General features: G+C 31.6%; 14 protein-coding genes. 5 read left to right on the forward strand and 9 right to left on the reverse strand.

The genetic code is table 11. The features are described from left to right. Positions 1 to 191 precede the first annotated feature (191 nt). The 5 genes from BSF41_RS04360 to BSF41_RS04380 all read right to left on the reverse strand — a co-directional run bounded on the left by BSF41_RS04360 (position 192) and on the right by BSF41_RS04380 (position 3,222). Complete coding sequence (locus tag BSF41_RS04360) at positions 192 to 809, reverse strand: thioredoxin family protein (protein WP_095928301.1); 618 nt, start codon at positions 807 to 809, stop codon at positions 192 to 194. A gap of 99 nt (positions 810 to 908) precedes the next feature. Beyond that, entirely contained in the window at positions 909 to 1,358 is a 450-nt protein-coding gene (locus BSF41_RS04365; RefSeq protein WP_095928302.1) for a hypothetical protein, read from the reverse strand. 12 nt (positions 1,359 to 1,370) lie between these two features. Next, the gene (locus BSF41_RS04370) at positions 1,371 to 1,901 is read right to left on the reverse strand and encodes a DUF4303 domain-containing protein (RefSeq protein ID WP_095928303.1); all 531 of its coding nucleotides are present in this window, start codon (positions 1,899 to 1,901) and stop codon (positions 1,371 to 1,373) included. A 20-nt stretch (positions 1,902 to 1,921) separates the two neighbouring features. After that, positions 1,922 to 2,278 carry an SMI1/KNR4 family protein gene (locus BSF41_RS04375; protein WP_141248115.1) on the reverse strand — a complete coding sequence of 119 codons (357 nt, stop codon included), beginning with the start codon at positions 2,276 to 2,278 and terminating at the stop codon, positions 1,922 to 1,924. Between the two features lie 275 nt (positions 2,279 to 2,553). Then, the gene (locus BSF41_RS04380; RefSeq protein WP_095928305.1) at positions 2,554 to 3,222 is read right to left on the reverse strand and encodes a hypothetical protein; all 669 of its coding nucleotides are present in this window, start codon (positions 3,220 to 3,222) and stop codon (positions 2,554 to 2,556) included. 132 nt (positions 3,223 to 3,354) lie between these two features. Here BSF41_RS04380 and pyrH point away from each other — a divergent pair, with 132 nt between their 5' ends. The 3 genes from pyrH (at position 3,355) to BSF41_RS04395 (ending at position 7,403) form a co-directional block, all read left to right on the forward strand. Further along, on the forward strand, positions 3,355 to 4,062 hold the full coding sequence (pyrH, locus tag BSF41_RS04385) for a UMP kinase (protein ID WP_057115131.1): 708 nt from the start codon (positions 3,355 to 3,357) through the stop codon (positions 4,060 to 4,062). 161 nt (positions 4,063 to 4,223) lie between these two features. Continuing rightward, on the forward strand, positions 4,224 to 4,787 hold the full coding sequence (gene frr / locus BSF41_RS04390) for a ribosome recycling factor (RefSeq protein ID WP_095928306.1): 564 nt from the start codon (positions 4,224 to 4,226) through the stop codon (positions 4,785 to 4,787). 120 nt (positions 4,788 to 4,907) lie between these two features. Continuing rightward, entirely contained in the window at positions 4,908 to 7,403 is a 2,496-nt protein-coding gene (locus BSF41_RS04395; RefSeq protein WP_095928307.1) for a DUF5686 family protein, read from the forward strand. A 73-nt stretch (positions 7,404 to 7,476) separates the two neighbouring features. Here BSF41_RS04395 and BSF41_RS04400 read toward each other — a convergent pair whose 3' ends face one another. From BSF41_RS04400 to BSF41_RS04415, 4 genes are all read right to left on the reverse strand, one after another. Then, positions 7,477 to 7,917: an ankyrin repeat domain-containing protein gene (locus BSF41_RS04400; RefSeq protein WP_095928308.1), complete on the reverse strand. Its 441-nt coding sequence runs from the start codon at positions 7,915 to 7,917 to the stop codon at positions 7,477 to 7,479. Between the two features lie 285 nt (positions 7,918 to 8,202). Next, positions 8,203 to 10,473, reverse strand: a complete 2,271-nt coding sequence (locus BSF41_RS04405) for a cation:proton antiporter (protein WP_095928309.1) — start codon at positions 10,471 to 10,473, stop codon at positions 8,203 to 8,205. Positions 10,474 to 10,636: 163 nt separating this feature from the next. After that, positions 10,637 to 11,356: a LytTR family DNA-binding domain-containing protein gene (locus BSF41_RS04410; protein ID WP_095928310.1), complete on the reverse strand. Its 720-nt coding sequence runs from the start codon at positions 11,354 to 11,356 to the stop codon at positions 10,637 to 10,639. After that, positions 11,319 to 12,080 carry a sensor histidine kinase gene (locus BSF41_RS04415; protein ID WP_095928311.1) on the reverse strand — a complete coding sequence of 254 codons (762 nt, stop codon included), beginning with the start codon at positions 12,078 to 12,080 and terminating at the stop codon, positions 11,319 to 11,321. Before BSF41_RS04415 ends, BSF41_RS04410 begins: the two co-directional genes overlap by 38 nt. 221 nt (positions 12,081 to 12,301) lie before the next feature. Here BSF41_RS04415 and BSF41_RS04420 point away from each other — a divergent pair, with 221 nt between their 5' ends. Together BSF41_RS04420 and BSF41_RS04425 are read left to right on the forward strand one after the other, a co-directional pair. Then, positions 12,302 to 14,668: an RND family transporter gene (locus BSF41_RS04420; protein ID WP_095928312.1), complete on the forward strand. Its 2,367-nt coding sequence runs from the start codon at positions 12,302 to 12,304 to the stop codon at positions 14,666 to 14,668. 37 nt (positions 14,669 to 14,705) lie between these two features. Then, positions 14,706 to 15,236 (forward strand): STM3941 family protein, encoded by a 531-nt coding sequence (locus BSF41_RS04425; RefSeq protein WP_095928313.1) that lies wholly within the window; start codon positions 14,706 to 14,708, stop codon positions 15,234 to 15,236. Positions 15,237 to 15,502: the final 266 nt, after the last annotated feature.

Genomic DNA, 15,502 nt, shown 5'->3' on the forward strand with positions numbered 1-15,502 from the left:
TTCGAATAACTTTTTCATAATAGTGTACTTTTAATTGTTAAGCATTAAATAAACACCAATAAAAAGAGTAAATCTGAAAGCTATAATAGATGTGGGATTAGTTTTACTAAGTTACGAAATTCTATTGAAGTCAAAAAGACTTTAAGATAATTTTATTAACAAATAATCTGTTTATCAACACATTAATCCGATTAAAGGCGATTATATTTGATGTTTTCCATAATTTCAACCAATTCATCCTGAACTGAAATTCCTTTATCTGCTAAATACCATAACTGCAAATCGGTTTTAATTTTTTCATCAATAGCGCCAACTTCTCTTTTATGTTTGGCCATTAACTCGGTCGCTCCTTTTGGTCTTGGTCCCCAATCTGCACGTACGATTCCGGCTTCTTTACAAATAACGATTACTTTAGGAATTGCTCTTCCGCCATTGGTCAGATAATGGCTCATCAAATCGTCATTTTCATCGCGAAATGCAATTCTTAAATCGATTTTCTTATGAGAAACTAAAGCCATTTTATTTAAAATTGGAAGAATCTGGGCTGCATCTCCGCACCAACCTTCAGACAAAACCAGCCAAATGTAATGATTGTCTAAATTTTGAAGTTTTTCGATAATAGGTTCAGAAATTTTTATGGTCTTTTCCAGCCTGTTCATTCTGGCTTCATTCAATTTGGAATAATTCGTCAAACTCTCCGATTGTTCGTTTCCAGTTGACTTTCCTTCAGATAATAAATCGGTTACTAATTTTCGGTATTCAGCATAAGAATGAGTATTGAATAATGCTTTGGCTACGATGCTTTTCATATTTTCAATTTTTAGGATGTATAAAAATACGAATTTTAGAAAGATGCTGAAATGACATTTGTCACATTTGAGTATTTCAAGAGTTTTAATTCTTAAGACTTACAAAATCTTCTTCTTTAAGTACTTTGAAATATCATTATATTTTGAAATAAAGACTTTATTCTCTCCTTTATAAAACAACGCAACTCTTCCTGCAAACTTAATTGTCTCACTCATTATTGACGGTGAAAATTCAAAAACAGGCGATTGTCTAATGTCTAATATTGTTTCATTTAAATATGGATTTTTATAATAGACCAAGTTATCAATTAGACTTTTTTCAGTCAAAAGTATACTCCAATATACTCCACTATTACTATAGTAATTTGTTCCAAGCTTTTTTACAAAATCAAACTCCATTTCATTAATATTATTTATTAAATAAAAAGAATCTTTAACATCTGTTTCAATTCGAGAAAGAATAACTGGAGAATCCATTTTTTCCAATATGTAATTCTTAATTAAATTTAATTTAGAATTATTGACTAAGAATTCTGTTTGCTTACTCATAAAATTAATCTTTTAATAAACATCATCTTCAGCCGCTTCATTAAACCAATCTAGTATATTTTCTTTTTTGTTCAAACGTAATGCTCTTGTAGTATTAGAACTATCTGGAGGAACAACTTCAACATTTATATAAACTTTATTTCTTGGTTGATTTAAAGAAAAAATTCCTTTTTTATCCAATAATTCCATTGCTAAAGCCATTGCTTCGACACGAAAATTAGTTTCTTTAAAAAAATCCTTTTCCAAATCCTTTTCACGTGCATAAAATAATTCCCTAACAGTTTTAAAATTTTCTTCTCCAAAATCAAAATAAGGCGAATCTCCATAAAACCATTTTGACAAATCTGCATCTTCTTTGGAAGTCTGTTGAGCAAAAACTTCTAAAGCTTCTACAGACCACGCAGAAATAAATGGAGGCAAAGCTTCTCCAGTAGTTACTAATACGCAATAATAATAACTTTCATGATTTTTAAATAAGCTTAAGAATGATTTTTCAGCAGCTAGGGCAATTTCTTTTGCTAATAAAATAAGTTCATCTTTCATTTATTTAAATATAGCAACTTTTAATAATTTCGTTCTTCTTCTTCATCATCTAATAAATATTCGAAAAAATCTGAAAAATCATTCCAAATATCTGGTTCAGATATAGCTTCTAGTGTATCTAATAGGCTAATTTCTATAGAATCTAGCCATATAATTGAAGGTTTATTTTCAGTATCCATTACAAATACGCTCATATCATGTTCGGCTAATACAATAAATCTGTCTGGTATACCTACAGCTTTTCTAATTCTTAAAGTTTCCTCAATGAGATTAGTTGGATCGTCAAATAAAAAAGAATGCATCCAAATACTCCCGTTAAAGAAGTTTGAAATCTCACAAAAGTCAGATGGCAATTTTACATGGAGTTCCTCCCTCAATCTTTTTTAAGTCTTCTTTAGAAATCCCATCATTATCATCAAATAATTTAATGTATCTATCTCGTAATTTGTTAATGTCTCTCATCTCTATCTTTTTATTCTTTAGTATCACTTAAAATAAAATTAACTAAAAATCTTACAAATTTAAAAAAATAACTTAATACGCAAACCTAAAATTATTTTGCAAACATTATTTTTAAAACGAAAAGCACGCGATGGCAGAACATTTTTCTTTTTTTCATAAAAACCATTTCTAATAATGCAGTATAAAAAAATTACAGCTCCTGTAGGTTAAGATTAAACACAGCTATTTCAAATCTATTATAAACAATATATCCTGTATTACTAATTTGAGCAACTTTAAAAAAATCTCTTCTATATAAAAAACCTGGAACTTTTGTCATCAAACTTTCCATAATCAATTTATTTTTTCTATTTTCTTTTTCACAAATCCAACTTTCTCCAACTTTTGCATTTAAACAACGATATACATTTATTTTGTATAATTTATTTGGTGTTATTTTTGAAAGTCTCTTTATAGAAATTTTTAAGTCAAACTTAGATTCAATAACTCTTTTCGCTGTTTCTCTTATTATATCAGTTAAAACAAAATTTTTGCCCTGTTTTTCAATTAATTTTATTAATTGAAAAACAATAATTTCTAAAATTTCATTTTGTTGTTTTTCCAAATTATAATTATAAAACTCCTTAAAATTAAAATCTTCAATATAAACATTTGTACAACCTAAAGCTCCATCAAATTCGTTGTCATTCCCCTTGGGGCCAAATGTAATTTCTATTTTGCTACTATTATTAATTTCTATAGCTGGTAAAAATGCCATAAATATTTCTTTAATAAAATATACCTTAAATCTAAAGGGTATTGCATTAGCAGGAAGATCTGCTAAACTCGTTACTTCTAATGTTAATAATTTAAATTTCATGACAATTAAAGAAAATAATTTCTTACAAATTTAAAAAAATCAATTAATAAAGAGAACCTAAAATTATTTTGCAAACATTATTTTTAAAAATCAGAATATGTCTATATTTGCACAAATTAACGCGACACACACATGAAATATAAAAGAATTCTTCTAAAACTTAGCGGCGAAGCGCTAATGGGTGATTTACAATACGGTATAGACCCAAAAAGATTAGCCGAATATGCTGATGAAATTAAGCAGATTCACAGTAAAGGAGTAGAGATTGCAATTGTTATTGGAGGAGGAAATATATTTAGAGGCGTTGCCGGAGCAAGTTCTGGAATGGATAGAGTTCAAGGTGATTACATGGGAATGCTTGCAACTGTAATTAACGGAATGGCTTTACAAGGCGCTCTTGAAGATAAAGGAATGAAAACGCGTTTGCAGACTGCTTTAAAAATGGAATCTATTGCAGAACCATACATAAAAAGAAGAGCAGATCGCCACCTTGAAAAAGGAAGAATTGTAATTTTTGGTGCCGGAACTGGAAATCCATATTTTACAACTGATACAGCTGCCGTTTTAAGAGGTATCGAAATCAATGCTGATGTTATCCTTAAAGGTACTCGTGTTGATGGTGTTTACGATTCTGATCCAGAAAAAAATGCTTCTGCAGTAAAATTTGATTTTATCTCATTTGATGATGTAATCAAAAAAGGATTAAATGTAATGGACACAACTGCATTTACATTAAGCCAAGAAAACAAATTGCCAATCGTTGTTTTTGATATGAACAAAATCGGAAACCTATTGAAAATTTGCGAAGGCGAAAATATTGGAACTGTAGTAAATATTTAGACTGCTTAGATGGTTAGAATTTTAGATTTTCTAAATTCTCCACAACCTTTAGGCAATCAAAAAACAAAATAATATTAGTTAGTAAATTAGAAGAAATTATTTTTATAGTCTAAAAATCTAATCTTCTATCCCGAAACTTCGGGACAAAAAATCTAAACAAAATGACTGAAGAAATAGACTTTATTTTAGAAAGTACTGAGGAATCAATGAATGGTACTATTGCACACTTAGAGAAAGAATTTCTTAATATTCGTGCAGGGAAAGCTTCTCCAGCTATGCTTGGAGGTGTTTTTGTAGATTATTACGGATCTGCAACTCCGCTTTCTCAAGTATCTAAAATCAGTGTTCCAGATGCTAGAACAATTACATTACAGCCATTTGAAAAAAATATGCTGCAAGCAATTGAAAAAGCAATCTTGATCGCTAACATTGGTTTTAACCCAATGAATAATGGAGATATGATCATCATTAGCGTACCGCCATTAACAGAAGAGCGTCGTCGCGATTTAGCGAAACAAGCAAAATCTGAAGCCGAAGATGCTAAAATTGGTATTCGTAACTCTCGTAAAGATGCTAATACTGATATCAAAAAATTAGAAAAAGAAGGAACTTCTGAAGACATTTGCAAATCTGCTGAAGAAGAAGTTCAGAACTTAACAAACTCTTACATCAAAAAAATTGATGAGTTATTGGCTGCAAAAGAAGCCGAAATCATGAAGGTGTAACCTGAGATTGAGATAAAATAAAAAAATCCGTTTGGTTTATTTAGCCAGACGGATTTTTTTATTGCTATTTTTGCATACGAAAAGTAAATACTTTTCGTTTTTGAAACTATATCATTCTGTATGAAGCTATTTTGTTTTTTGACTTTGTTTTTTACGCTTACTCTTCAAGCGCAAATTCAAATAAACGGAATCGTAACTGATTCAAACAACAAACCTCTTCCGTTTGCCACCATTACCACTTCAGAAAACAATAACACGATTACAGATGTTGACGGAAAATTTATTTTTAAAATTAGCAGCTCAGCTACATCACTTACAGTTTCATACATAGGTTTCCAAACCAAAACTATTGCCTTAATTAACAACAAAACATTTTATTCGGTAGCACTTTTACAGCAGACAGATGACTTAAAAGAAGTTGTTGTTTCTAATGAAAATCCAGCTTTAACCATAATCAAAAAAGTTATTGCTAATAAATCGATAAATGATCCGCAGAAAAAGCTCAATAATTTTGAATACAAAACTTACAACAAACTTATCGTAACCGCCAATCCCGATTCGATTGATGGCCGTATAGACACTTCAGCGGCGTATAAAGATTTAAATAAAAAAATCATTAACATCGATTCTTCCGATTATAAGTTTAAAGAGATTGTAAGCAAACAGCATTTGTTTCAAACAGAGAAAGTTTCTCAATATCAGTTTGGAAATAACAAGCTGAAAGAAACAGTTCTAGGAACAAAAATAGCCGGTTTCAAACAGCCTATTTATGAAGTTCTGGCTTTCAATCTTCAATCTATTTCGATTTATGATTCTAATTATGAATTATTCGAAACTAAATATGAAAATCCGATTTCGAAAAATGCTCCTTCAAGCTATAATTACAAACTGTTAGACACCGTTAGTGTACGAGGTCGCGACACGTACATGATTTATTTCAAAAACAAATCAAAACATAGAACTTCTGGACTGGAAGGGGTTTTGTATATCGACAAAGAAAATTATGCTGTCGCAAAAGCAGTAATGCGAATTAAAGGTGTTTTGGACATCAGCGGAATTCATGAGTTTGAATATATTCCAAAAGAAAAAATCTGGTTTCAGAGCAATACCACTTTTAAAATCGTAAAAGGAAAAAATGATGATGATATTCGAATTTTGGGCGGTACAATTCAATTTGACGGAGATGTTGAAGAGAATTTCGAAACCAGAAAAAAAGTGGCTTCAGATTTTACCTATCTCCTTTCTGAAAGTAATAGTTTTGATATTCGTGTAAACACCGACAGTCCAATAAAAAACCCTTCGCTTTATATCGAAATTAAAGATGATGCAGCCAAAAAACCTGAAAGTTTCTGGGAAGCCTACCGAAAGGAAAATCTTGATTTAAAAAGCCAAAAAACTTATTTGCTATTAGATAGCCTTTCAATTCGAAATCGAATCGAAAAACGCTTAGGAATTGGCCGAAAAATCATTAATGGCTTCTACCCGATTGGCCCTGTCGATTTAGATTTAAAAAAAATCATAAGTTATAACAATTACGAAGGTTTTCGTCTTGGCGTAGGTGGAATTACAAACGATCGATTATCTAAAAACTTCCGTCTAGAAGGCTACACCGCATACGGAACAAAAGATGGTGTTTTTAAATACAGTGTTGGAGGTGGCGTTTTATTAGACAAATACACCAATACTTGGTTTAATGGCTATTATACCGATGATGTGCGAGAAATTGCAAGTACCGTTTTTTCTGTTGATAAACGTGTTTTTAAAATTTACGACCCGCGTCCGATAAACATTAGTACATTTTATGAATATATAGGATGGCGCGCCAATGTTCAAACCAAATTTATTCCGAAAACCGAAGCCGTTTTGGAACTATCGCGAAATTATATCGAGCCAAAATTTGATTATCTTTTTAATCTAAACGGGAATTTATATTCGAATTATATCATGACCACAGCAATGCTTTCTATTGTGTGGGCACCTTTCAGCAATTATATGCAGACTCCAACAGGAAGAACTGAAAGCGATAAAAAGTTTCCAAGATTTACTTTTCAATACACACAGTCATTACCGAATGTTTTTGATAATGATTTTACTTTTAGCAAAATAGATTTTAAAGCCGAATACGAAAAACAGTATTTAAACCGCCAAAAAACAAGTTTGCTTTTACAGGCTGGTTATGCAATGGGAGATGTTCCTATTACACATTTATACAATACCTCTCCGAATAACTTAACGAAGGAAACCGTTATTCAGCGTATCACTTTTGCCGGAAGAAATGCTTTTGAAACCATGTATTTTAACGAGTTCTTCTCAAGCCAATATTTGATGTTTCAAATTAAGCACGGTTTTGACCGAATTAGAATTATGAGAAAAGTTCGCCCATCTTTGGTTTTAGTTACTAGAATGGCTTGGGGAAGTATGGAAAATCCAGAACAACATGTTGGCCCAGATTATAAAACTTTGGATAAAGGTTATTTTGAATCAGGAATCGAATTGAACAGAATCTTTAAAGGTTTTGGTTTAGGCGGATTCTATAGATATGGACCAAATCAGTTATTGAAGTTTGAAGACAATATCGCGGTTAAGATTTCTTATATTCTTGATTTGGGACTATAAAAAGTTAAATTCCAAATCTTTTTTAAATTCCAAATTCCAATTTTCTCTTTGAACGTAAAATCTTTGTCAAAGTTTATTCTAAAAGGTCTTTTGTAGAAACTCCATTTTGGTTTTCTAAATTAATATCTGCTCCATTCTCTAGTAGAAGCTTAATAATCTCTGAATCACTTTCCAATTCCATCACAGCACGCCATAAAGCTGAATTTCCAATATTATCTACAAGATTAATATTTGCTTTAAAATCAAGTAAAATTTTAACCGAATCAATTTTATTATTCATTGCAGACAAATGTAATGCGGTTAAACCTTGTTCATCTTGTTTATTAATATCGCAACCTAGTAATAAAAGGTTTTTGATGATAGAAGCGTCACCATCTAAAACGGCTGACATTAAAAATGTACGTCCGTCTCTATCTACACTATCTAAACCATATTTTTCTAAGAAATCTTTAATTTTAGAAAAATCTTTCCCATATAATAATTTATAAAGTTGGGTGTCGTCAAAAGTTTTCATAACTATAAATTTTTAAAATAAAATCTTACAAATTTAAAAATTTTCATTTGAATATTATTCGAATTATGACTTTATAATTTTAGTTATTAGCAAAGTTTGTCATTTCGACGTAAGGAGAAATCGCACTAAAAATTCCGCATAGAAAATTGCTAATCTTTATTGATTTACGAGTGTGATTTCTCCTTACGTCGAAATGACAAAAAAAGGGATATATAAAAAATCCCAAACTCCAACAATCAATTGGAATTTGGAATTTGGAATTTTAATATTGAAATTTTAAAATTTTTATGGTTTAAGAATTAAAACCGATGGCGAATTATTCAGCCAAATACTTTGAGATTCTATTAGTTTTTTCCAGCTATCTAAACTGATAATCATTAGATTTTGGCTTTCTAAAAATTCTTTCTTCAGTGTTCTATCATTCATTATCATGATATGATTTGGCGCAATCTGCTCGATAGAACGAATTGTTTCCTGAATTTCTCTTGTATTTTTAACTTCTCCTCCAGCATCTAAAACTGTAATCTGAGAACCATTATTATTGATTAGCTTTTTAGCATAATCAATTAAAAAAGCATCTTCTTTACTAAAAACGGGCATAAAAATCTGGTTTACTTCTTCTAGATTCTTATCGATAAAAATACCAACTGGCATTTTCGCTTTAGTAATAATATGTCGTGTTCTCTCATCGAACGGATTGTTTTCAAACAAACCTTCTTTTCCTGTGAACTTATCGATCAAACGATCTGGATTTACAATTCTGGTTGTGAATCCGAGAATTTTCCCCAATAAAGTTCCATCAAAAATAGATTGTCCTAAACCAACCAATAATAAATCATATTCTCCATGGTTTGCCGTATCAATAATATCTGAATCAATATCACTCGAAACTTTAAACAAGCTCTCTAAATTTTGATCTAACAATTGCGATTCTTCCACCACTGGCCCGATCATTTTACGTTCATGTTCTTTAACATCAAAAGAATGTATTTCTGTACTTAAAGAAATATGCATTGCTGTTACAACCGAATTATCCGTTTGCTTTTTAACAAGGCTGTTGGCAATTTTGAGTAATTTTTTCCCTTTTTCTGGAGTAGCAAACGAAAGTAAAATCTTGTACTTACTTTTAGTGCCAATTTCCTCTGGAACGGCTGTGATTTTATCTTTAAAAATGAATCCAATAAAATCTAAAGCCGGGCCCGTCATAAAAGTAGTCACCAATGCCATAATTACCATCATAGTAAAGATTTCTGTTGATAGTACCCCTAGATCGTAACCAATGTTTAAAACAACCAGCTCCATTAAACCTCTTGTATTCATCAGGGCTCCAATGGCTAAACTGTCTTTCCAGTTCTGTCCCATAAATTTCGCTGCCAAAGCACTCCCAAAGAATTTACCAACTACAGCAACCAAAATGATCAAACCGGTAAGTTTCCATAATTCAGGATCATTCAACAATCCGATTTGTGTACGCAAACCTGTGAACACGAAAAACAATGGCAATAAAACAATGATGGCAACATCTTCAACTTTTTCGATAAATATGTTTCTAAACTTATTGTTTTCTGGCATAATCGCTCCAGCCAAAAAAGCACCGAACAAAGCATGAATTCCAATTAACTCAGACGCATAAGCCGAAATTAAAAGTGTTATAAAGAAAATGGCAACAACTGGTTTATTTAAACTTTCTCTCGTTGCATTTAAATCTCCTACTCTTTTTAAGAACGGACGAACGATTTTTAGCATGATAATTACATACAAAATCGCCATTCCGATTACATAAAGTGAACTCGAAAGCGAACCCGCTTTTACAATCGCAATAACAACTGCCAAAATACACCAAGCCGTAATATCGTCTGCAGCCGCGCAAGTAATAGCAATCGTTCCTAATCTTGTTTTCTGCATGCCACGCTCTTGAACTATTCTAGCCAAAACCGGGAAAGCTGTAATACTCATGGCAATTCCCATAAATAAACCGAAAGAAGAAAACTCAACTCCCAATGGAGCATAGGTTTCATAAATAAAAAATGCCAATGATAAACCTAAAGCAAACGGAATTACAATACTGGCGTGACTGATTACAACTGCATCATGCGCTTTGTTTTTTAGCACTTTTAAATCCAGTTCCATTCCGATAACAAACATAAAAAGGATTAAACCGATTTGGCTTAAAAACTGTAGATTACCTAAAGATTCTTTTGGAAATAAAGCAGCCGAAAACTCTGGAAAATACATTCCGACCAAAGATGGCCCTAACACAATTCCCGCAATCATTTCACCAATTACCGACGGCTGTCCTATTTTTCTAAAAAACCATCCAAACAAACGAGCAACTAAAATGATGGTTACGATTTGTGCTAATAAAATAGCCAAAGGATGCTGTAGATTTTCGACCATCGAATGAAGAAAGTCTTTCCAATGATTGCTTTCAACACTTTTCTTTACAATATTGCGCCCAACTTCCAATGAAGCTCCTTTTGAAATTACCCAATATATTAGCGCTGTAAAACCACCAATAACTGTTATGTAGAATAGAGAGTTCTTAACGTTATTCATAAACTCGTTCTTTAGATTTAATTAACGCAAATATCAGCACTGTGAATTTAGTGAAAAAGTAATTCACTTGTTAATTTCAATCACATGTAACAAGTCAGGAAAAAATTGTAATAAGTTTTAGAAATGATAGTCAGCCTAACAGAAATAAATTTATTGCAAATGGCTATAATTTCACCTTTTTCAAAAAATCAGCTCTATAGGTTTCGCTTAAGATTAGCGTCGTGTTTTTGCCGTTTTCTTCAACATGGTGCAGCACAATTTCGTTATGATTAAAAAACTTAATTGCTTTTACCGCCACGATTTCTTTTTTATTAACTCGACAGAAATCAGCATCTGGCAATTCGTTTAAAAGGGTATCGAATTTTACATTTTTCAAATTCAAAAAACTTCCATCGGTAAGCAGTACCGTTTTGTCTCGACTATCACTTGCGGCCGTTTTTATGTACTGAATTTTATTAAAATACAACAGCGTTTTCCCTTTGTCTGTATTCAGCTGAATGAATTTTTTATCTGAATTTGATTTTTCAAAACGCTCCAAAGCTTTTGCGACTGCTTTTTGCAAACGTTCCAATTTTACAGGCTTTGTAATATAATCTACGGCATCGATATTAAATGCCTCGGCCGCATATTCTTTATACGCCGTACAAAAAATCACCAATTTATCTTGCAGTTTTTCAGCCAGATGCAACCCATCAATTCCGGGCATTTCGATATCCGAAATTAACAGATCAAAATCAAGATTCGAAAAATCAGACAGGAGTTTCTCTGGATCATTACATGTTTTTACGATCTCCAATTCCGGAATTTGTTCGCAAAGCATTTTTAGGTAAGTCAATCCTGGAAGTTCATCGTCCAGAAGCAAGCATTTCAGTTTTGTATTCAAGTAAATCAATTTTTAGATGGGCAATATAAACATCGTTTTCTATAAACCTATCGAGTTTAAAATTATTCTTATAAATAATGCGAAGACGGTGTTCGAGCGTTGTATGGCCAAAACCGCTTCGTTCTTTTTTCAGTACTTTTTTATCTGATATTTTATTCGAAACCGTCATAAAAAAAGCATTGTTTTTAAATTCAAAAACTACCGAAATAAAAGCATCTGCACTTTGAAGATCGGCATGTTTGAATGCATTTTCAATTAGATCAATCGAAATTAAAGGCGCTAGCAAAGGCTGATCGTACAATTTGTCTTCTTGATTGATATTGGTTTTAACCTTAAGCTCAAAAAGCGGACTAATTTTGATTTTGTTGATTTCGATTAAATTCAATGCAAAATCTATTTCTTCTTTGGCCGTTACAAATTTCTTTTTGCTTTCGTACAAAATATAATCCAGAACATTGGCCAATTTATCCAGAGCAAAATAAGTTTGATAAGCATGCGACTGAATTGAATTTAAGATATTCTTAAACAAATGCGGATTTAGTTTGGATTCTAAATTCTCCAACTGCAAATCGTTTACCTTAGATTCTAAAGCATAAAAACTTTTTTCTGCATCTTCTTTTGCTTTTTTGGTTTGCATTAATTGATAAATCATAAAGCAAATAATAACAATTAAAAGCAAAAGAATGGTTAGAAAAATGAAAGTTGTAGTATTATTTTGTTGCATTGTTGCTGATCTATTTTTTAGTGCAAAATTACAATAACAGTATTTTTTTCTGTAAAACTAATTGCAAATATGGCAAAAGCTAACGACTAATTGGCAAAAAGCATGTAAATTATCCCATTTTTAAAAATCTTGCATTTTGTGTTAACATAAAGTAAAATAGAATCGAATATTTATGATTTCGAGCACTTTTCACTACATTTGCATCCATTTTTAAAGATTTTATGAAAAACGCTATCCAAGTTGGATTTTGGGAAAAGTTAGCCCGAATCATACTTAAAAACCGAATTACGATTCTGGTTATACTTTCTGCTTTAACTATTTTCTTTGGTTATCAGTGGAAGAATCTTTCTATGACTTATACCGAAGCTAACCTGCTTCCAAAAGATCATATTGCAAATAAAGATTATCAAAAATTCCTTGATAAGTTTGGTGAAGAAGGAAACCTAATTGTTATTGGTTTTAAAGATTCTAAATTCTTTACACCAAAAAATTATGTGGCTTGGACCGAATTAATGAACGGTTTAAAAAAAGCCAAAGAAGTTGATTTAGTAATTTCTTTAAATGACCTAAAGAAACTTGAAAAAGATACCGTAAACCAAAAATTTGTTCTAGCGCCATTTATTGACGAAAGCAAAGTATTGGACGCTGCTTATTTAAAAAGTGTACAATATGATTTGTTTCACAATCTGCCTTTTTACGAAGGCTTGTTGTTTAACAAAGAAAGCGGAAGCGTTCGCTCAGCGATTTACATGAATAAAGCGCTGGTAAATACAGCCGAAAGAAAGGTATTTATCTTAAAAGATTTAGTTCCGAAAATCGATAAATTCGAAAAAGAAACTGGAATCGATCTTAAAGTTTCAGGAATGCCGTATATCCGTACGATCAATGCGGATAATATGAAAGGCGAAATTGGACTTTTCATTGGAGCGTCTTTATTGACCGTTTCTTTAATTTTCTTTTTCTTTTTCCGTTCGTTCAGAGCAACTTTTATTTCTATTTGCATTTTAATTGTCGGTGTAACTTGGTCTTTTGGAACGCTTGGATTATTTGGTTATAAAATCACGATTTTAACGGCAATTATTCCACCACTGATTATCGTAATCGGAATTACCAACTGTATTTTCCTGATTAATAAATACCAGCAGGAAATTAAACTGCATAACAATCAGGCAAAAGCTTTACAACGTGTGATTTCAAAAATTGGATCTTCGACATTGATGACCAATTTAACCGCTGCGATTGGTTTTGCAACCTTGATGATTACTGGAAACGAATTGCTTTTTGAGTTCGGATTGGTAACTTCTATCAACGTGCTTTCTGTTTATACTTTGACACTTTTTATCGTGCCGATTATTTACAGTTTTATGCCATTGCCAAAAGCAAAACACTTATATCATTTAGACAAAACTTATATCTCGACACTTTTAAACACAGTTACAACTATTGTAAAAGGTAAAAAGACAATTGTTTATTGCATTTACGCTGTTCTATTTATTGTGAGTTTGAATGGAGTTAGACAAATGAAAGTTTCAGGAAGTTTGATTGGCGAAATGCCTAAAACAGCCTCTTTCTTTAAAGATATTTTATTTTACGAAAAAGAATTCAACGGTGTAATGCCTCTGGAAATCATGATTGACACCAAAAAGAAAAAGGGTGTTATGAAACCGGCGACAATTCGTAAAATGGATGAATTACAAAATACCATTTCTGAAATTCCTGAACTGGCAAAACCAGTTTCTGTTGTAAACTTGGTTAAATATGCAAAACAGGCTTTTTATAACGGAAATCCTGAATATTACCAATTGCCAACTTCTCAGGAACAGACTTTTATTTTGGGTTATGCTAAAAATGCAACCAAAAACAGTAAAGAAAACCTAATGAAAGCCTATGTTGATTCGACTGGACAATATGCCAGAATCACTACTTTCATGAAAGATATTGGAACAGATGAAATGGCAAAAGTAGAAGGAAAACTACGCAAAAAAATTGATGAAATTTTCCCTAAAGACCGATACGAAGTTACGATTACAGGAAAAGCTTTAGTATTCCAAAAAGGAACAACTTATTTAGCGCACAACTTAATCGAGTCGTTATTGTTTGCGATTTTGACTATTGCAATCTTGATGCTGTATTTATTCCGTTCGTTCAAAATGGTAGCAGCTTCTTTGATTACAAATATTTTACCGCTTTGCATTACCTCTGGATTAATGGGTTATTTCGGAATTCCATTAAAACCTTCAACGATTCTGGTATTTAGTATCGCTTTCGGAATCTCGGTTGATAATGCGATTCAGTTTATGGCGAAATACAAACATGATCTACTTCAAAATAAAGGAAAAGTAAAAAAATCTGTTTTCAGCGCCTTGAGAGAAACAGGAGTAAGTACTTTCTATACTTCTGTAGTTTTGATTTTAGGTTTTGCAACTTTTACATTATCAAGCTTCAGCGGAACAATTGCTTTAGGAGGATTAATTTCTTGTACTTTGGTTTTTGCTATGTTTGCTAATTTGGTGGTTTTACCTTCGTTGGTTTTGACTTTTGAGAAGAAGAAAACTAAGAAAGAGGAATTGGAGGGATTGGAGAAGTAAAACACTAATTTCACTAATTGGCACGAATTAAAAATAAATGGAGAGAATAGAAATTTATTCAAGTAGAAAAAAGACGTCTTTATTGTTAATTATTGGTGCACTGTTCACTGCTTTAGGTTTCGAATTATTTATTAATGCTGAACATTATCTTTCCTATAAATTTAAAAGTCTAATGTTTATAAAAGGAATAGGAATTATTTTGATCCTATTTTGTGGCTTAGGTGTTTACATAGCTATTAGGCAATTAATAAAAAACAAACTTTTTCTTATTATTGATAAAAGTGGAATCAATGTTAATCCGGAAAAGAATTCATCAGAATTTATAAAATGGAACAATATTGAAGGATTTTCAGAACTAAAAATTCAAAGCCAAAAAATGGTTCTTATTAAAATTAATAATCCCGATTATTGGATTGAAAATGAAAAGAATCTAATACTGAAAAAATTAACGCAATTTAATTTTACCAATTACGGTTCACCATTTTGCCTTTCAGCAGTTTCAATGCAAATAAATCATGCTGAACTTATGAAAGTATTAAATCAAAATTTGAAGAAATACAAGAATTAAACTAGGAAGTCAAACATAGTTTGTCATTCCGAGGAACGAGGAATCTCCGCAAGAAACTCCGCTCCAATGATCGCTAATCTTTGTAGAGCTACTTACGGAGATCCCTCGTTCCTCGGAATGACAAAAATGAGAATAAATCATATATTCATATAAAAGATTGGGCTCTCATGAAACCAAATGCCCTAGCCCCGATCGAAGCGACATCCTTTCTATTTTTCCTTTAAAAATAGAAAGATATAGCGAAGAGCGGGAAACAGCTTCAAAAA

The organism is Flavobacterium sp. ACN2 (assembly GCF_002303885.1).
Lineage (GTDB): Bacteria > Bacteroidota > Bacteroidia > Flavobacteriales > Flavobacteriaceae > Flavobacterium.